The sequence below is a fragment of the Erwinia magellanica genome (genome assembly GCF_039023495.1).
Lineage (GTDB): Bacteria > Pseudomonadota > Gammaproteobacteria > Enterobacterales > Enterobacteriaceae > Erwinia.
This window is the reverse complement of record NZ_JBCHVC010000001.1, coordinates 133,502-152,417: the sequence shown is the minus strand read 5'-3', so window position 1 is coordinate 152,417 and position 18,916 is coordinate 133,502. Positions and strand designations below refer to the sequence as shown.

The following is an 18,916-nucleotide window of genomic DNA, read 5'->3' as shown; positions in this document are numbered from 1 at the left end:
ATTTACAGCAGACCTGCGCTTTTCAGTGCCTGCTCAACAACCGGACGACCGGCATCAGTCATCGGCGTCATCGGCAGACGCAGCGTGTCGGTTGCAATTAATCCTAACTGCTTAGCAGCCCATTTTACCGGAACAGGATTAGGCTCAATAAATAGCTTCTGATGCAGGTGCATCAGACGCTGATTAAGGCGTCGCGCTTCAGAAAAGTTGCCCTGTTTAGCCAGTTTGCACAATTCTGCCATTTCGCGCGCGGCAATATTTGCCGTCACAGAGATTACACCCTGTCCGCCAAGTTGCATAAAGTCGAGGGAAGTGGCGTCATCACCACTGACCAGAATGAAATCTTCATCAACCAGCTCTTGGATCTGACTAACCCGCGATAAGTTCCCGGTTGCCTCTTTGATTCCGATAATATTTTTTATTTTCGCCAGGCGACCCACCGTCTCGGGCAGCATATCGCAGCCGGTACGGGAAGGAACGTTATACAGCATCTGAGGCAGATCGGTGCTTTCCGCAATAGCTTTAAAGTGCTGGAAAAGACCTTCCTGAGTAGGACGATTGTAGTACGGGGTCACGGTCAGACAGCCAACCACGCCACTGTTCTCAAAGCGTTTAGTCAGCGCAATGCCTTCTGCGGTTGCGTTAGCACCGGTTCCGGCGATCACCGGAATGCGGCCGTCGGCCAGCTCCAGCGTCAGCATCACCACTTCACCATGCTCTTCATGACTTAGTGTGGCAGATTCACCGGTGGTCCCAACAGAGACAATTGCCGCCGTTCCGCTGGCAACATGATAATCAATCAGTTTTTTCAAACTCGCACGGCAGACATACCCTTTGTCATCCATCGGCGTAACGAGCGCAACAATACTTCCCGTGAACATTTGCCATCCCCTCCACAAACAAGTGCCTCATGGTACGGTTTACGGCACTCTAAAAGCAAGCAGACAACCCGCCAGGTCACTTGGCACAGGGTATTTTTTATGTTTACCTTAGCGTTATCACAATTGCTAATCACTGAGACGTACAGGAAGCATCATTTTGCCGCAGTCACAGCTTCATCATCTGGTTATTACCGCACTGGGAGTTGACCGTCCGGGGATTGTTAATAACATCACCCGCCACGTCAGCAGCTGCGGTTGCAACATTGAAGATAGCCGTCTGGCCATGCTGGGTGAGGAATTCAGTTTTATTATGCTGCTTTCCGGCAGTTGGAATGCGATCACGCTGATCGAGTCCACGCTGCCGCTGAAGGGCGCGGAGCTGGAGCTACTGATCGTGATGAAACGCACCTCGTTCCGCGAACGCCCGGCGATGCCCGCCTCAGTCTGGGTACAGGTCGAGGTTGCCGACTCCCCGCACATTATTGAGCGCTTCACCGATCTGTTTGATTCGCATCAGATGAATATCGCTGAACTGGTCTCCCGTACCCAGCCGGCGCAAGAAAATCAGCCACCATTACTCTATATTCAGATAACCGCCCACAGCCCGGCCAGCCAGGATGCTTCATTTATTGAGCAGGCCTTTAACCGGCTCTGTACAGAGTTGCAGGCACAGGGCACTATTAACGTCGTTCAGTATCCACAGCAAGATGAGAAAACGGAGAGTAGTGATGAATCCACTGAAAGCCGGTGATACCGCACCGAAATTTAGCTTGCCCGATCAGGATGGCGAACAAGTAAATTTAACCGACTTCCAGGGACAGCGCGTTCTGGTCTATTTTTACCCGAAGGCGATGACGCCAGGCTGCACCGTACAGGCGTGTGGACTGCGTGACAGCATGGATGAGCTGAAAAAATCCGGGGTTGAAGTGTTAGGCATCAGCACTGATAAGCCCGAAAAACTGTCGCGTTTTGTCGAGAAAGAGATGCTGAACTTCACGCTGCTTTCCGATGAGAACCATGAGGTTTGCGAGCAGTTTGGCATCTGGGGCGAGAAGACATTTATGGGAAAAACCTATGATGGCATCCATCGCATCAGCTTCCTGATTGGTACAGATGGCAAGGTCGAGAAGGTGTTTGATGACTTCAAAACTGCAAACCACCACGATATCGTGATGGACTACCTGAAGTCTGTCTGAAGATCCGGAGGGCGGAGGTTCTCCGCCCTTTTTGCTTTGCGCCCAGGCCTGGCGCTACTTCAACCTTTTATTATCCATGTGAAGTTCCTCCGGCCAGGCATGCACCACGGCCTTAATCAACGTTGCCAGCGGAATGGCAAAGAACACGCCCCAGAATCCCCACAGCCCGCCAAATATCACCACTGAGAGAATAATCACCAGCGGATGCAGGTTGACCGCTTCCGAAAACAGAACCGGCACCAGAATATTGCCATCCAGCCCCTGAATGATCAGATAAACAATAATCATCGTCCAGAAATCGCCCCCCAGCCCCCACTGTGCCAGCCCAACGCCTATTACCGGGACGGTTACCGCCAGCGCGCCGACATAAGGAATAAGCACCGAGAAGCCGACCAGCACCGCCAGCAGCAGCGCGTAGTTCATGCCGATCGCCAAAAATCCTATCCAGGTAGCGATGCCCACCACCACCATCTCCAGCACTTTGCCACGAATGTAGTTGGAAACCTGCTGGTTCATCTCCAGCCAGACCTGCCCGGCCAGACCCCGATTGCGCGGCAACACGCGGCCGATAGCGGCCAGCATCTGCTCTTTATCCTTCAGCAGGAAGAACACCATCAGCGGCACCAGCACCAGATAGATAGCCAGCGTCATGATCCCTACCAGCGAGGCGAGCGAATATTTTACCAGCTGGTCGCCCATACCGCTGAGGCGGCTGCGCAGGTTTTCCATCACGATATCGACAATGCCGACATCCATCAGCGTAGGGAATCGTTCAGGCAGACGGGTAGCAAACTGATAGAGTTTGTTGAGCATCGTGGGCATTTCATGCGCCAGATTAATCCCCTGCTGCCAGGCGACAGGCGCTACCACCAGCACTAATACCAGCAGCAGAGAGGCGAAAATAATCAATACGATGGTGGTCGCCCAGGTGCGCGAACAGCCCAGACGTTCAAGCCGGACGGTAGGCCACTCCAGCAGATAGGCTACGACTAACGCAACCAGCAGCGGTGCCAGCAGGCCATTAAAGAAAAAGAGAATACAGAAGGCGGCGATCAGAATAGCCAGCAGCGCAATCGCCTGCGGGTCGCTGAAACGGCGGCGATACCACTGTATTAAGAGGTCCAGCATGAAAAACGTCCTTGCGTACTTAGGGGGCACCAGTCTACCTGAAAGGATCAGGCGCTGTCGCGTAACACGCTGGCGGAAAGCCTGGGCTGCGGGCAGGAGAAGAGCCGGAACCTTAATGAAGTTCCGGCTCAAGAGATTAACCAGAATCTGTCAGCAATGCCGGTTCAAAAGAGAACCGGCAGAGGCCCGTTGAGTCAGGCCAGAGGGATTATCCGTTGTGTCGCTGAAGTTCATCAGCTTCAACCGGTTCGGGCCGGCTGGTAACCACCCGGTTACGACCCGCATTTTTTGCCTGATAAAGCGCATCATCGGCCTGTTTAAACACCTGCTCCATCGGCTGGTCATCGGCTGTCCAGAACGCCACGCCAACAGAGATAGAGATGTGGCCTACTACCGGCAGCTCCAGCTCTTCAATCTTCTTACGCACGCGTTCGGCAATCGCAATGGCGATGTCAGGATCGGCACCCGGCATCACCATCATGAACTCTTCGCCGCCGTTACGGCATACCACATCGGTCTGACGTGAGCTTTTGCCCAGCTGCTCCGCCACGCTTTTGATCACGCTGTCACCCACATCGTGTCCCCAGGTATCGTTAACCCGTTTGAAGTGGTCGATATCCAGCGCCAGCACGGCAAAAGGCTGACGGGTTGCCAGGAAATACTCCAGCACTGCATTGAGGCCGCGGCGATTAAGCAGCGCCGTCATCGGGTCAGTCTGCACCTCAAACTTCAGGCGGCCAATTTTATCCTGCAACAGACCGATACCCGCCAGCAAGGCACGCTTGATTTGCGAGGCTTCATAATACCAGGAATAGATACCGTTAATCTCTTTAGAGACGCCGGGGGCATCCATCTGGCTGGCCTTACGCGCCAGCTGCCAGAGCGGTAGCGCAATCCGCCGGGCGAGGATCCACGCGCAAATCAACGTCAGCAGGGCAAAGGGCACGGAGTGTTGCAGCACCTTTAACAGCAGACTGGTAAGAGGTTCGAGCGTTGTCTGAGTCGGCTTCAGCGCCACAATCATCCAGCCCGGCGTCGGGACGCTGGCATAACCAGCCAGCATCGGCTCCCCGCTCTCTTTGGGGATCTGTTGATAACCGTTTCCGTTCTTCTGCTGTAGAGCGCGGCTGATAAGCGGCGCTATTTTCTGCCCAATCAGCCTGCCATTCTGGTGATAGAGCACCCGGTTATCGCCATCCACCACGTACAGCGAGGAGCCGTCGCGGTAGAACTGCTCGCCCAGCAGCTCATTCAGAATGCTTTTTTTCTTCAGGTATATCGTGCCGCCGACAAAGCCCAGATAGCTGCCGGTTTTTGACCAGACGGGATGAGAGACAAACACCATCAAATTATTGGCAGCTGAAATACCTGGTTTGCCAATCAGCGGCTTGCGCTCTGTCAGGGCCTGAGTGGTGGAACTGGTGGTGAGGTGCATGCCTTTCAGCATCAGCGACTCCGGGGAGATCGCTTTTACCCAGCCATTAGCATCCACAATTACCACAGAGTTAAAGCTGTTGGTCTGTTCGCGCAGGCGGTCGACCTCACCCTGCAACGCCGTTTCGTCATCCATGCCCTCGCCCAGCATTTTCGCGCTGTAGGCCAACTGGGACTGAGCCAGCTGAAAGAACATCTCGGTAGTGGATGCGAGTTTGGTGGCGTAGACGCGGTTTGATTCCAGCGTATTGGTGATCAGCACCTCGCGCTGTACGCGCCAGGTGGCGTAGAGGGAGTTGGCCAGTGTAATCACAATGCTGGCCACGGCTAATAATGTAATAAGCGTGCGCAAGTCCGTCCTGGGGCGACTAAGCCTCAGCATGGACTCAACTCGATGAAGTGATTCATTTATAGCGCCTTATGATTTTATGTGCGCGTTTCGTTTAATAACTGCGTGTTATGCCCTGGTGAAGCACACGCCGATTGTACACCTCTCTTGCATTTTGGGAATAATTCGACGGCTTTTGTGCCAATAAAAATTTGATTTAATCGAACGATCGGCACTCAACACATCAAGGCGCGGGAGAGTTAACCTGCTCACTGACGCACCGCCGGTTGATAACGTCCCGAGCTGGCGGCCAGCGATGCAGTTTAAACCGGGCAGGTTACGGGCGAAAATGCGCCGAAGGCAGAGGATGCTCAGGCTTCATAGCCGCTTACATCGGCATCAGCGTATAGCCTTGTTTCTCAAGAGTAGTAATAGTGGTCAGGTTAGAGAGCGCGTGGGTAACATTTTCATCAACCGAGTCAAACGCATAGCGATGCCCGGCAACGGCCTGATCGCAAACGGAAACCACAACGCCCGCCTGACGAAGTCTGGCAATCAGCGGCAGATTGGGATTATCCACCCCAAACGCCTCACGATAACGTTGGTTGTTCAGCACTACCGGCGTGGCGGAGCCAGCTATGGCAACGACAAATTTCAGGCTCTCCAGCGGAACGCCGGAAGCCACATAAAGATTAACCGTGCGGGCCACTTTCTCCAGTTCGGCATTCACTGTTGTTTTCGGCTCGTGCCCATCCTGAACCTGGAAAACCACGTTGTACTGCTCGCCGCTTTGCGGGCGAAAGGCGCTGTCAGGCCGGTTATGGATTTTGCCATACCCTTTAATGGCTGGCGTCTGCCAGAATCCTTCAGGCTGAGTGGTATTGCCTGCGGTCAGGCTGGATACTTTATCGATGATAACGGGCGCTTTGATAGCCGCCACGGTAGCCAGTGAGGCGATAACCGCAACGGCGGTAACATAGAGGGTCTGACGCATCAGCGCATTCTCCGGTTCTGGTGGGCCAGAGGCCCGCGTAATAACAGGGACAACAGAATTACATCGCGAGGAAGGCGTAGCCCTGATTTTCCAGGGTTGAAACCGTGGTCGGGCTGGAGAGCGCGTGCGTCACAGACTTATCAATCCAGTCATGCTGGAAATGGTGGAAGGCCACCGACTGATCGCAGACCGAGACATCCACGCCTTTCGCCCGCAGCTGACTAATCAGCTTGAGGTTAGGATTGTCCATCCCAAACAATTTTTTATACTGATCGTTATTCAGCATTGCTGGCGTGCCGTCGCCCGTCACGGAAACCACAAATTTCAGCTGATCGGCAGGGACGCCGGAAGCGACATAGAGATTCACCACGCGCGCAACCCGCTCAAGACCGAGATTAGGATCGTTCGGCCCATTTTCTGCTTTGGTGATCTGAAAAACGATTTTATTGCTTGCGCCCGCGGCAGGTTTATATGCGACATCAGATTCGTAATGAATTTTACCATATCCGTCGATAGCGGGAGTTGTCCAGAAACCTTCAGGGTCGCTGACTTTATTGCCAAAACGCTCACTCAGTTTATCGACAATTTCGGGGGCTTGAGAAAAACTGGCTCCGACAAAACCGGCTACCACGGCAATGAATAAATAAGATACTACTGGACGCATAGGGTGCTCTCCGCAACAGGGCAACGATTCAGATGGTTCAAATGAGTTACAAGTTGTCGCGGACTTCGGCGACCAGAGGATCTATACCATAGCCAGGGGTCGATGTTTCTCCTGCAAAATGCGAAGCCCCCTAAAGTGCTTTATCGCTGAAATTATTGCACTTTTGTAATATGCAGCATTATTTACCAACAGCATGAAGAGGGAATAAAAATTCAGATCCAGTTAATATTGATACAATTATTTAAAGCCGAAATGGATTAACTTTGAAAGCTATCCAAACAGAAAGAGTAATTATTTTTACGCCTGCCGATAGTAGTCAGGATCTATATTATATAGCGGGACTGTTAAGGTACGCATAATGACGAAATTCCATTCATTATGCTAATAAGCAGTGCAGGCACAGAGGGCTTTGCTCAGCCTCTTTTTCGGAGTAAACCTAATCAAAATACATGCCACCATCAATTTAATTGAATAAATTTACCTAACTTTAATTAAAAAGAGCGCGGCTGGTCACAACGCTACGGGCAAAAAGCAGAGGATAGCGCAGGGAACACCCTTTTTAAGCGTTTCACTAAGGTACTTTCTGCCCTCAAGCTAAAACTGCTACTTTTGGCACCCGCCAAAGGACATTCAATTTTTTGCGGCATTTTCCCCAATTTTGCCGAAACTGACTCCCTGTTTCCCGCTGAAGAGCGTTTCCTTCCCTGTAACTTGTGATTAAGATACCCTGCGAAAAGAGTTGTTCAGCAGGTGCAGACAGAACATTTTGTTTGCCCGTGGGTCAAAACAGGATGTCATCAGAATGGGATTCAGCATGATTAACCGATTGAAGAAATGTGCGCTGGCCTCGCTCATTGTTACGCTGACCACCGCTTCCCTGCCGCTCAGGGCGGACCTCAGCGATAACCTGCCCGATATTGGCACCACCGCAGGAAACACGCTTTCTATCAATCAGGAACTGGCAATGGGCGACTTTTATGTCCGCCAGCTGCGGGCCAGCGCTCCGCTGATCAATGACCCTCTGCTGAATGATTACATTAATCAGCTCGGGCAGCGGCTGGTGACACATGCCTGGTCGGTGAAAACCCCCTTCCACTTTTATCTGATCAGTAATGATGAGATCAACGCCTTCGCCTTTTTTGGTGGCAATGTGGTGCTGCACTCTGCCCTGTTTCGCTATACCGATAATGAGAGCCAGCTCGCCTCGGTCATGGCCCATGAGATTTCACACGTAACCCAACGTCACCTCGCCCGCGCGATGGAAGAGCAGCAGCGTAACGCTCCCCTGACCTGGGTAGGCGCGCTCGGCTCTATTTTACTGGCGATGGCTAATCCTCAGGCAGGTATGGCAGCGTTGAGCGGCACGCTGGCAGGCACCCAGCAGGGCATCATCAGCTTTACCCAGCAGAATGAGCAGGAAGCAGACCGCATCGGCATTCAGGTGCTTCAGCGTGCGGGCTTTGATCCTGAGGCGATGCCCAACTTTCTGCAAAAACTGGCCGATCAGTCGCGCTTCTCTTCAAAACCGCCCGAAATCCTGCTGACGCACCCGCTGCCAGACAGCCGCCTGTCGGATGCACGCAACCGCGCCAATCAGATGAAGCCTGTGGTGGTACAGTCTTCTCAGGACTATTACATGGCGAAGGTCCGGGCGCTGGGCATGTATGCCACGGGGCAGAATCAGCTGACCGATGACATTCTGGCTACGCTGAGCAGAGGCAATACCCGCGAACAGGCGGCGGCGCAGTATGGAAAAGCGGTGCAGTTTCTTCAGGCTAAAAGCTTTGCCAATGCGAAAAAGATTGTGGCGCCGATGCTGGCTAAAGAGCCTTCAAACGCCTGGTATCTCGATATCATGACCGACATCGATATCGGGCTTAAGCAGCCGCAGCAGGCTGTCGCCATGCTGCTGGCGGCAAAAGGGGTGAGCGCCAGCCCGGTGGTGCAGCTGAACCTTGCTAACGCTTATGTGGAAGCGAAGCAGCCCGCCAGCGCCAGCAAAATTCTCTATCGTTACACCTGGGCGCATAAAGAGGACCCTAACGGCTGGGATCTGCTGGCCCAGGCCAGTGCAGATCAGGGGCTGAGCGATGAAGAGCAGGCGGCCCGTGCGGAAAGTCTGGCTCTTCACGGTCAGCTCGATCAGGCGATCCGCAGCCTGAGCAGCGCCAGCTCCGCCGTGCCGTTAGGCAGCCTGAAGCAGGCCCGTTACGATGCACGCATCGATCAGTTCCGCCAGCTACAGGAACGTTACCGCAAATATCAGAAATCATAATTGGGTAGAAAAAATGTCTGAAGTGCAGATTTATCATAATCCCCGCTGTGCCAAAAGTCGGGAAACGCTGTCGCTGATCCGGGAAAAGGGCGTTGAGCCACAGATTATTCTTTATCTGGACTCTGCCCCGGATGTGGCAACGCTGAAGCGGCTGGTAGAGATGCTCGGCTTCAGCTCGGCACGGGAGCTGATGAGGAAGAAAGAGGAGATCTATAAGACGCTGGCGCTTGAAGATCAAACGTTGAGTGAGGCGCAGCTGCTGCGGGCGATGGCGGAAAATCCAATCCTGATTGAGCGGCCAATTGTGATCAATAAGGGGAAAGCGCGCTTAGGCCGCCCGCCTGAGCAGGTTCTGACGATCCTGTAAAAAGTCAGAGACCCAGCGCCTCCTTCACAAACGGAATGGTCAGCTTACGCTGGGCACTGATAGAGGCGCGATCCAGTTTATCCAGCGTTACGAACAGCGTACGCATCTCACGATCCAGCCTTTTCAGCAGGAAACGCCCCACATCTTCCGGTAGCTCAAACCCACGTAATCTGGCCCGCAGTTGCAACGCCTGCAACTTGTCTTCATCAGATAACGGCTGAAGCCGGTATATCTGCCCCCAGTCGAGACGGGAAGCGAGATCGGCTAACTTAAGGTTCAGCTGGCGGGGAGGACGATCGGCCGTGATCAGTAAACGGGTTCTGCCCGTTTCGAGAATACGGTTATAAAGGTCGAAAATTGCCATTTCCCAGGGTTCATCCCCGGCAATGCATTCAATATTGTCGATGCAGATCAGCGGCAGCTGCTCCATTCCGTCCAGCACTTCCGGCACGAACCAGGTACGCTTATCCAACGGAACATAGCCCACGGCTTCGCCACGGGCGGAAAGCTCTGCACAGGCTGCATGCAGTAAATGGCTGCGACCGCTCCCTTCACGCGACCAGAAATAGAAGTAGCTGCCATGCTCCTGCTGCAACGCGCTTTGCAGTGCGGCGATCAGCGAGGGGTTCTCCCCCGGCCAGAAACTGGCGAAGGTTTCATCATCGGGCAGATAGAGTGGCAAAGAGAGCTGTGCCGGTGTGTTCAGAAGCACCTCAGTAGTGATCGGGCAAAATCCGGCTGGAGTTTATCACAAGTTTCTTCCGTTAATAAACGCAGGCCGGATCTGCCGCCTTATGGACGATCCCGATCTTCAGGATCAAGCACCACTTCTTCCGGACGCACCAGGCTGATCAGCTTAAAGATCAGGCTCAGCAGAACGCCGACAATGGTCGCCAGCGCCATCCCTTTCAGCTCGGCCGCACCAATGTGTACGGTAGCGCCGCTGACGCCAATAATCAGGATCACCGAGGTGAGGATCAGGTTCTGCGCCTTGTTATAATCCACTTTTGACTCGATTAACACGCGGATACCGGAAGCGCCAATCACGCCGTACAGCAGCAGCGACACGCCGCCCATTACCGGCACCGGAATCGCCTGAATGGCTGCCGCCAGCTTACCCACGCAGGAGAGCAGGATAGCGAGGATAGCCGCCCCGCCGATTACCCAGGTGCTGTAGACGCGGGTAATTGCCATCACTCCGATATTTTCGCCATAGGTAGTATTAGGCGTAGAGCCAAAGAAGCCGGAGAACACGGTTGAGATGCCGTTAGCAAACATCGAACGGTGCAGGCCCGGATCTTTCAGCAGATCTTTTTTCACAATGTTGGCGGTGACCACCAGATGCCCTATGTGCTCGGCAATCACCACCAGCGCTGCCGGCAGAATAGTCAGCATGGCTACCCATTCGAAACGGGGCTTGTAGAAGGTGGGCAGCGCAAACCAGGGGGCAGCCTCTACCGCAGACCAGTTCACAATGCCCATTGCCGAAGAGAGCGCATAGCCCACCAGCACGCCGATCAGAATCGGGATAATCGCCATAAAGCCGCGGAACAGGACGGAACCAAATACCGTTACAGCAAGGGTGACCATCGAAATAATGATGGTTCTGCTCTCTACAGCAGCGCCATTAGCAGGCAGCAGCCCCGCCATATTTGCCGCCACGCCCGCCAGCTCCAGGCCAATCACCGCCACAATTGCGCCCATTGCGGCAGGTGGGAACATCACGTCCAGCCAGCCCGTTCCCGCCTTTTTAACGATCAGCGCCACCAGGCAGAACAACACGCCACAAAGAATAAACCCGCCCAGCGCCACTTCATAGCCCAGCGGCAGCAGGAGTAATACTGGCGAAATAAAGGCAAAACTGGAGCCGAGGTAGGCAGGGATTTTTCCCTTACAGATAAAGAGATAGAGCAGCGTACCCAGCCCGTTAAACAGCAACACCGTGGCCGGGTTGATGTGAAACAGAATCGGCACCAGTACCGTGGCGCCAAACATGGCGAACAGATGCTGGAAGCTTAGCGGAATAGTTTGCAGCAGCGGCGGACGCTCGCTGACGCCAATTGCACGACGAGTCATAGTATTACCCTTAGTTTACCCCAATAAAAAGCCGACTCTGCGGTCGGCTTGATACTTAATCATTCATCTGTATAACCCGTTAAGGCAGATCAGATGTTTCAGCCCAGCTGTTATCGCCGCAGTGAGTTTGGCCCCTGCCCGCGCACGAGAACCGCAGCGTACAAAAAGTACGTGAAGATTATTCGCGTTGCTCGCCCTGTGGCCCCGCTTGCAGAGGTTCAAATTGGCAAATAAGCCAGGCTGGATCATTCTCATTTGGTTCCGAAGATCTTATCGCCCGCGTCGCCCAGGCCGGGGATGATATACCCCTTCTCATTCAGCCCCTGGTCAACTGACGCGGTGTAAAGCTCAACGTCCGGGTGCGCTTTTTCCAGCGCGGCAATTCCTTCCGGTGCGGCGACCAGTACCAGCACTTTGATGCTGGTGCAGCCCGCCTTCTTCAGCAGGTCGATAGTGGCGATCATTGAGCCGCCGGTAGCCAGCATCGGATCAACCACCAGCGCCATACGCTCTTCAATGTTTGACACCAGCTTCTGGAAGTAGGGCACCGGCTCCAGCGTCTCTTCATCACGGTAAACGCCCACTACGCTGATACGGGCGCTGGGAACGTGCTCCAGCACGCCTTCCATCATGCCAAGACCGGCACGCAGGATCGGCACCACGGTAATTTTCTTGCCTTTGATCTGCTCAATCTCGACCGGGCCGTTCCAGCCTTCAATGGTCACCGTTTCGGTTTCCAGGTCGGAGGTGGCTTCATAAGTCAGCAGACTTCCCACTTCTGAGGCGAGTTCACGAAAACGCTTGGTGCTTACGTCATGTTCACGCATCAGGCCCAGTTTATGTTTGACCAGAGGGTGTTTGACTTCCACGATCTTCATTGTTGTACTCCCGGAGTGTTAAGCTGCAAAAAAAAATCGCGAGATTATAGCGCCATTTACGCCAGACGCCATATGACTTAGTACAACTTCTGTTAATTCCTCCTCTCCCCCTTAAAGAATTGGCTAAAATTCAGTTATCCGCAACGCGTCATAAGATGGCACTCGCAAACGTTTGCCTGCGCTGTTAGAATTGCCGCGCTTTATTTTCCATACCACCAACCGCAAACCGCGTGGGGATCCGCAGTGACCGACAAAACCTCTCTCAGCTATAAAGACGCCGGCGTAGACATCGACGCGGGTAATGCTTTAGTCGATCGTATTAAAGGCGTAGTGAAAAAGACTCGTCGCCCGGAAGTGATGGGTGGACTGGGCGGTTTCGGTGCCCTTTGTGCCCTGCCGCAAAAATACCGCGAGCCGGTTCTGGTTTCCGGCACTGACGGCGTTGGCACCAAGCTGCGTCTGGCGATGGACCTTAAACGCCACGATACCATCGGTATCGACCTGGTCGCGATGTGCGTGAACGATTTGGTGGTACAGGGCGCCGAGCCGCTGTTCTTCCTGGATTATTATGCCACCGGCAAACTGGATGTGGAGACCGCGGCCAGCGTGATCACCGGCATCGCTGAAGGCTGTTCACAGTCTGGCTGTGCGCTGGTAGGTGGCGAAACGGCTGAAATGCCGGGCATGTATCATGGCGAAGATTATGACGTCGCAGGCTTCTGCGTTGGCGTAGTAGAAAAGTCAGAGATCATCGACGGCAGCAAGGTGCAGGATGGCGACGTGCTGATTGCGCTGGGTTCCAGCGGCCCGCACTCTAACGGTTATTCGCTGGTGCGTAAAATCCTGGAAGTCAGCAAAACCGACCCGGAAGCGACTCAGCTGGAAGGCAAAACGCTGGCTGACCACCTGCTGGAGCCTACCCGTATTTATGTTAAAAACCTGCTGAGCCTGATTGAACAGGTAGAGGTGCACGCCATCTGCCACCTGACCGGCGGCGGCTTCTGGGAAAATATTCCTCGCGTCCTGCCAGAGAACACCCAGGCGGTGATTGAAGAGTCAAGCTGGCAGTGGCCTGCGGTATTTGGCTGGATGCAGGAAGCGGGCAACGTCAGCCGTCACGAGATGTATCGCACCTTTAACTGTGGCGTGGGCATGCTGATCGCCCTCAGTGCAGAAGAAGCGGATAAAGCGGTTCAGCTGATGACCGACGCGGGCGAAAAAGCCTGGAAAATTGGCGTGATCAAAGCGTCTGATTCTGATGAGCGTGTGGTCATTAACGCATGAAAAGAGTGGTGGTGTTGATTTCGGGACAGGGAAGCAACCTTCAGGCAATCCTGAATGCGTGTGAGCAGGGCCAGATCAACGCCAGCGTTGCTGCCGTGTTCAGCAATAAATCAGAGGCGTTTGGCCTGACGCGAGCGCGTGAAGCGGGCGTGCCTGCCCATGCGCTGGCCGCTTCCCAGTTTGCAGACCGCGAGGCGTTCGACAACCAGCTGATGCTGGAAATCGATGCTTATGCGCCCGATCTGGTGGTGCTGGCTGGCTATATGCGTATTCTCAGCCCGGCTTTTGTGCAGCACTATGCCGGACGCATGCTTAACATCCACCCTTCCCTGCTGCCGAAATACCCCGGCCTGCACACCCATCGCCAGGCTATGGAAAATGGTGATGAAGAGCACGGCACCTCGGTGCATTTTGTGACCGAGCAGCTGGATGGCGGCCCGGTGATCCTACAGGCAAAAGTGCCGGTCTTTGCGGAAGACAGCGAAGAGGATGTGACCGCGCGTGTGCAGCATCAGGAGCACGCTATCTACCCGCTGGTAGTCAGCTGGTTTGTGGATGGCAGAGTGGAGATGCGGGACAACGCCGCCTGGCTGGATGGCGAAAAGCTGCCTGAAGAGGGGCACGCCTTCGACTGACCGCTGATACTGGTGCGCCGACTATGATCAAAACAAAACACCCGGTGAACTTCATCGGGTGTTTTTTTATGCGGCTGGCGTTTTGTCAGCCGTAGCGCCCGGTAATATAATCTTCGGTACGGCGCTGGCGCGGCGTAGTAAAGAGTTCGTCCGTCTCGCCAAACTCCACCACGCTGCCCTGATGCATAAAAGCGGTGAAATCGGATACCCGCGCCGCCTGCTGCATATTATGGGTGACAAGGATCAGCGTAAAGTGCTGCTTAAGCGTGCTCATCAGCTCTTCTATCACCAGCGTGGAGATGGGGTCCAGCGCCGACGTTGGTTCATCCAGCAGCAAAATTTCAGGTTCGATCGCAATAGCTCGCGCAATCACCAGCCGCTGCTGCTGCCCGCTGGAGAGGGTCAGGGCATTCTGCCAGAGATTATCTTTCACCTCGGCCCATAATGCCGCAGCGCGTAAGGCCCGCTCTACCGCCTCATCCAGAACCCGTCGGTCGCGCACGCCCTGTAAGCGCAGGCCATAGACCACGTTTTCGTAAATGGTTTTCGGAAACGGATTCGGGCGCTGAAACACCATCCCTACCCTTCTGCGTAGCGCGGCCAGATCCTGAGTTGCAGACATAATCGACTGCTGATGCAGGCGAATATCCCCTTCGGTCCGGCAGCCATCAATCAGCTCGTTCATCCGGTTCAGACTGCGTAACAACGTCGACTTACCGCAGCCTGAAGGGCCAATCAGTGCGGTAATCCGGTTTTCAGGGAAGCGCTGCGAGATGCTTTTTAACGCCTGCTTTTCGCCATACCACAGGGAAAAATTCTCCAGCTCCAGCGAGCACGCCAGCTCTTCAGGGATCGCCATATTTCTCACTCAGTTCATTAATGTGCGATAACGTTCACGCAGACGATGACGCAACGCCATCGCCAGCACATTCAGCGCCAGAATAATTGTCACCAGCAGCAGCGCGGTAGCGAATACCAGCGGCCTGTCTGCCTGCGCGTTAGGGCTTTGAAACGCCAGGTCATAGATTTGAAAGCCCAGATGCATAAATTTGCGGTCCAGGTGCAGATAGGGAAAGACCGCATCCACCGGCAGCTCGGGCACCATCTTCACCACGCCCACCAGCATCAGCGGTGCCGTTTCCCCCGCTGCACGCGCCACCGCCAGGATAAGCCCGGTCAGCATCGCCGGAACCGCCAGCGGCAGCGTGACGTGCCACAGCGTTTCCGCCTGCGTGGCCCCCAGCGCCAGCGAACCCTGGCGTAAGGAGTTGGGAATGCGTGACAGCCCCTCTTCAGTCGCCACAATCACCACCGGCAGCGTCAGTAGTGCTAACGTCAGTGAGGCCCACAGCAGGCCGGGCGTGCCGAACGTCGGGTTGGGCAGAGCATCGGCGAAAAAGAGCCTGTCCAGGCTTCCGCCTGCCAGCCAGACAAAGAAGCCCAGGCCAAAGACGCCATATACGATAGAGGGCACGCCAGCCAGGTTCACCACCGCAATCCGTACCAGCCGGGTCATCAGCCCGTTTCCGGCATACTCATGCAGCCAGATAGCCGCAACGACGCCGAGCGGCATGACCACCACGGACATCAGCAGCACCATCAGCACCGTGCCAAATATAGCTGGAAAAACGCCGCCTTCGCCCACGCTTTCACCCGACGTACCGCTGATGAAATGCCATACCTGCCAGGCAAAGTGCAGCCCCTTCTCGCTATAGCTCATTGCGTTAGGGTACCAGGCCGATAAAATCTGATTGAGCGGGATAAAGTGCTGCTGACCCTGCGCATCGCGCAGGATCAGCACCGTACTGCTGCTTTCGCTGGTGAGATCTTTAAGCTGCTGCGCTTTCAGCGCAAACTGACGCTGCAACTCTGTGCTGTCCGCCTGATGGATTGACTGCGCCTGGGCAGTGTACTGATTTTCCTGCTGAAGCCGGTGCTGACGCTGCGCCAGCTGGTTCAGCTCACTGTTAAGCCTGGCCATGCTGATACGGCGTATCTTCTCCGCCTGTGACAGTTGCTGATGAGACTGTTTGATGCGCAGCTGTAGGGCGCGCATCATATTGCGGGCGACCAGCGGCTGTCCGTTCTCCAGCAGCCCGTCAAACCAGCCATACGCCATGCCGCCCGATCGCCGCTGGAGCGCAATCACCCCGGTTGGCGCTTCCTGAGCCACAATCTGATAACTCAACAGGCTCTGGAAATCGGTGGCGGCAAAATCGCGATTCCCGGTTTTGATCAGATAGCGCGTCAGTTCCTGCGGCAAACCTGACGGCAGCGCCCGGCCACTGGCCTGAAGCTGTTGGCGGGATACCTTCTCTTTTTGAACAACTTCGCCCAGTACCTGTGAGGTGCCGACGGTTTGCTGCACAGTAAAGAGCGTCACTGTCTGAGGCCAGAAATAGCGAAAGCCCTGCCAGGCCAGCAGCGCAATCAGCAAAACAAAGGCCAGCAGGCTGACCGCGACCGCCCCGCCCGTTAACCAGCGCCAGCGGTGGTTATTTGTCACGGCGCTCATGGCTGCCCCTCCTGTTGTCCATATTGCTGACGCAGCCGCTGACGAATAAGCTCTGCCAGGGTATTCACAATCAGCGTAAAGATCAGCAGCACCAGGGCGCTTAAAAACAGAATGCGGTAATGTGCGCTGCCTGCGGCCGCTTCCGGCATCTCAATAGCTACATTGGCAGCCAGTGTGCGTACCCCCTGCAACACGCCGCCTTCCGTCACCGGCGTGTTTCCTGTTGCCATCAGCACTATCATTGTTTCTCCCAGCGCCCGGCCAAAACCGATCATCAACGCGGCAAAAATGCCGGATGAAGCTCCCGGAACCACCACGCGGATCAGGGTTTGCCACGGCGTGGCCCCCAGCGCCAGCGACCCCTGCCCCAGCGAGGCGGGTACGCTGAAGATAGCATCTTCCGCCAGCGTGAAAATCAGCGGCACCAGCGCAAAGCCCATAGCAACGCCTGCGATCAGTAAATTGCGCTGCTGGTAATTCTGGCTGAAGCGTTCCGCCAGGCCATTTTCAAACAGCTGCTGCTCAAGCAGAGGGATCAGCCACAGGGAGAGTACGCCCGTCAGCAGCATCAGCGGTAACAGAACCCAGATTTCCCGGCCTTCCCTGCAAAGACGGCGACGCCATGCGGGCGATAACCGCTGTGAACCCCAGCTGCACAGCAGCAGAACGCCAGCCAGCAGCAGCGGTAGCAGCAGCACACCCAGCAATCTGTCAGCCAGCTGAGGAGCCAGCCACAGCCCGGCAATCAGACCGATCACCACGCTGGGTAACGCCCCCATCATCTCTATTGCCGGTTTGACCCAGCGCCGGAGGCCAGGCGCCATAAACCACGCGGTGTACATCGCCGCCGCCAGCGCCAGCGGCGTGGCAAACAGCATCGCCAACCCTGCGGCTTTCAGGGTACCCACTACCATGGGCACCAGGCTGTACTTGCCCTGATATTCATCGTTAGCAGAGGTGGATTGCCAGACGTAATCCGCAGCTGGATAGTGCTCATACCAGACTTTCTGCCAGAGGTTCCGCCAGCTGATATCTGGCCAGGGATTGGTAAGCCGGTAGTGTCTCCAGACGCCTTCATGCTCCAGCAGCAAACCATCGCCGCGTGGGGCAAAGGTAGCGAGTCCGGCCCCGCCGTGAAGCTGACTGGATAAGATGGCGCCCTGCTGTTTGCTGGCATAGAGCCTGAGTTCACCAGCCGGGCTTAGCGTGGCAAAAACGCGGCGATGCGCTTCAGTTATCAGCACGCCCTGCTCTTCAGCCCCGGCAAACTGGCGGATGTACCGCAACTGCGGCCCGGATTCGCTGGTGATATCAAACCACTGAGAAATGCCATGGCTGTCTGCTATCAGCAGTGAGCTTCCTCCGCTCATCAGGGCAATACGCGCGGGCACGCTATTCAGCGTGTGCGTATCGCGCAGCTCCAGGCCCTGCGGCGTTATGTTCCAGACGCGTAAAAGGGTGCCTGAAACGGTGAACAGGCGTTGCCCGTCGGGCGAAAGCAGCAGTTGCGTCACGCCAGGCAAGTTCACCTTAAAGATCTCAGCTGCGGTATTAAGCTGGTATTTGATCAGGGTGATCTGCTGCGCGCTGGCCTGAGCCACCAGCCAGCTCTGCTCATCCGGCTGGGCCAGGGTGAGGAGGGAGGCATCAGGATCGCTGCCTGCCAGCGGTTTGTCACCTAAGGGGAATCGCCAGAGCGGTTCGTTGGTCACCGTGCTGAACTGAGGCTGCACCAGCACCAGCCCGCTTTCACTCTGTAATAAAATGCTGCGATCATCAGGGGTGGAGACGGCAGAAACGGTGCCACGGCTCAGAGGATAAGGTGCAGAGGCGGCCTGACTGCTCAGAGGAATAAAAAAGCCCTGCCCTTGCTTATCAATACGCCAGCCCCACCGCTGCCCCGCATCCATTCCCATCGCTACTGAAGGTGGAGAAGGCGGCAACACAATCTGCTGTTCGTTGCTCAGTGAGGGCGCGGCAAACAGCGGCACAACGACCCACAGCAGCCAGACGAAGAGTAAAAACATCACCAGCAGAATAGCCAGCCCACAAATCCTTACGACGCGGCGAGTCAGCCGGTCGATAAACCGACGGCGGCGGCCGTTGAACTGTGCAGGGATAGGGGTCGAGCTCATGCGTTAAGGGCTTTCCAGTGCGCGTAGAAGTCGCTATGTTGCCCTTATAAGATTAATAAGACAATCAACAATGTCCGTTGGACTTTGCTGCCATACTCTCGCCATAATGAAAGCAGACAATGGCCG

At 55.2% G+C, this 18,916-nt stretch carries 17 protein-coding genes; 6 read left to right on the top strand and 11 right to left on the bottom strand.

Annotated features, from left to right (window positions below):
* Positions 1-2: 2 nt before the first annotated feature.
* Positions 3-881 carry a 4-hydroxy-tetrahydrodipicolinate synthase gene (gene dapA / locus AAH450_RS00715; RefSeq protein ID WP_318791097.1) on the bottom strand — a complete coding sequence of 293 codons (879 nt, stop codon included), beginning with the start codon at positions 879-881 and terminating at the stop codon, positions 3-5.
* A 157-nt stretch (positions 882-1,038) separates the two neighbouring features.
* Between dapA and AAH450_RS00710 the strand changes: the two genes are divergently transcribed.
* On the top strand, positions 1,039-1,632 hold the full coding sequence (locus AAH450_RS00710) for a glycine cleavage system transcriptional repressor (protein WP_318791096.1): 594 nt from the start codon (positions 1,039-1,041) through the stop codon (positions 1,630-1,632).
* Complete coding sequence (gene bcp / locus AAH450_RS00705) at positions 1,610-2,077, top strand: thioredoxin-dependent thiol peroxidase (RefSeq protein ID WP_342908467.1); 468 nt, start codon at positions 1,610-1,612, stop codon at positions 2,075-2,077. Before AAH450_RS00710 ends, bcp begins: the two co-directional genes overlap by 23 nt.
* A 54-nt stretch (positions 2,078-2,131) precedes the next feature.
* Here the strand turns inward: bcp and AAH450_RS00700 are convergent, their stop codons facing one another.
* From AAH450_RS00700 to AAH450_RS00685, 4 genes are all read right to left on the bottom strand, one after another.
* The gene (locus tag AAH450_RS00700) at positions 2,132-3,205 is read right to left on the bottom strand and encodes an AI-2E family transporter (RefSeq protein ID WP_342908466.1); all 1,074 of its coding nucleotides are present in this window, start codon (positions 3,203-3,205) and stop codon (positions 2,132-2,134) included.
* A 208-nt stretch (positions 3,206-3,413) separates the two neighbouring features.
* The gene (locus tag AAH450_RS00695) at positions 3,414-5,021 is read right to left on the bottom strand and encodes a sensor domain-containing diguanylate cyclase (protein ID WP_342908465.1); all 1,608 of its coding nucleotides are present in this window, start codon (positions 5,019-5,021) and stop codon (positions 3,414-3,416) included.
* 334 nt (positions 5,022-5,355) lie between these two features.
* Entirely contained in the window at positions 5,356-5,961 is a 606-nt protein-coding gene (locus AAH450_RS00690) for a DsrE family protein (protein WP_342908464.1), read from the bottom strand.
* 58 nt (positions 5,962-6,019) lie between these two features.
* Entirely contained in the window at positions 6,020-6,625 is a 606-nt protein-coding gene (locus tag AAH450_RS00685) for a DsrE family protein (RefSeq protein ID WP_342908463.1), read from the bottom strand.
* An 814-nt stretch (positions 6,626-7,439) separates the two neighbouring features.
* Between AAH450_RS00685 and bepA the strand changes: the two genes are divergently transcribed.
* The gene (bepA, locus tag AAH450_RS00680) at positions 7,440-8,900 is read left to right on the top strand and encodes a beta-barrel assembly-enhancing protease (RefSeq protein WP_342908462.1); all 1,461 of its coding nucleotides are present in this window, start codon (positions 7,440-7,442) and stop codon (positions 8,898-8,900) included.
* 13 nt (positions 8,901-8,913) lie between these two features.
* Positions 8,914-9,267, top strand: coding sequence for an arsenate reductase (glutaredoxin) (gene arsC / locus AAH450_RS00675; RefSeq protein WP_342908461.1), 354 nt, complete (start codon positions 8,914-8,916; stop codon positions 9,265-9,267).
* A gap of 4 nt (positions 9,268-9,271) precedes the next feature.
* Here arsC and hda read toward each other — a convergent pair whose 3' ends face one another.
* The 3 genes from hda to upp form a co-directional block, all read right to left on the bottom strand.
* A complete protein-coding gene (gene hda, locus AAH450_RS00670; protein ID WP_318791146.1) occupies positions 9,272-9,973 on the bottom strand; it encodes a DnaA inactivator Hda in 702 nt (233 codons plus the stop codon).
* A gap of 86 nt (positions 9,974-10,059) precedes the next feature.
* Positions 10,060-11,343: a uracil permease gene (gene uraA / locus AAH450_RS00665; RefSeq protein ID WP_318791088.1), complete on the bottom strand. Its 1,284-nt coding sequence runs from the start codon at positions 11,341-11,343 to the stop codon at positions 10,060-10,062.
* Positions 11,344-11,594: 251 nt separating this feature from the next.
* The gene (gene upp / locus AAH450_RS00660; RefSeq protein WP_306211360.1) at positions 11,595-12,221 is read right to left on the bottom strand and encodes a uracil phosphoribosyltransferase; all 627 of its coding nucleotides are present in this window, start codon (positions 12,219-12,221) and stop codon (positions 11,595-11,597) included.
* 243 nt (positions 12,222-12,464) lie between these two features.
* On the opposite strand from upp, the gene purM reads away from it, so the two are divergent.
* Positions 12,465-13,505 carry a phosphoribosylformylglycinamidine cyclo-ligase gene (purM, locus tag AAH450_RS00655; RefSeq protein ID WP_342908460.1) on the top strand — a complete coding sequence of 347 codons (1,041 nt, stop codon included), beginning with the start codon at positions 12,465-12,467 and terminating at the stop codon, positions 13,503-13,505.
* Positions 13,502-14,140: a phosphoribosylglycinamide formyltransferase gene (purN, locus tag AAH450_RS00650; protein WP_342908459.1), complete on the top strand. Its 639-nt coding sequence runs from the start codon at positions 13,502-13,504 to the stop codon at positions 14,138-14,140. The genes purM and purN overlap by 4 nt, the downstream gene beginning before the upstream one ends.
* Positions 14,141-14,225: 85 nt before the next feature.
* On the opposite strand, the gene pstB is transcribed toward purN, so the two are convergent.
* The 3 genes from pstB to AAH450_RS00635 are packed head-to-tail and all read right to left on the bottom strand — an operon-like array spanning position 14,226 to position 18,790.
* Positions 14,226-14,999 carry a phosphate ABC transporter ATP-binding protein PstB gene (pstB, locus tag AAH450_RS00645; RefSeq protein WP_342908458.1) on the bottom strand — a complete coding sequence of 258 codons (774 nt, stop codon included), beginning with the start codon at positions 14,997-14,999 and terminating at the stop codon, positions 14,226-14,228.
* Between the two features lie 9 nt (positions 15,000-15,008).
* Positions 15,009-16,655, bottom strand: coding sequence for a phosphate ABC transporter permease PstA (gene pstA / locus AAH450_RS00640; protein ID WP_342908457.1), 1,647 nt, complete (start codon positions 16,653-16,655; stop codon positions 15,009-15,011).
* Entirely contained in the window at positions 16,652-18,790 is a 2,139-nt protein-coding gene (locus AAH450_RS00635) for an ABC transporter permease subunit (RefSeq protein WP_342908456.1), read from the bottom strand. The genes pstA and AAH450_RS00635 overlap by 4 nt, the downstream gene beginning before the upstream one ends.
* Positions 18,791-18,916: the final 126 nt, after the last annotated feature.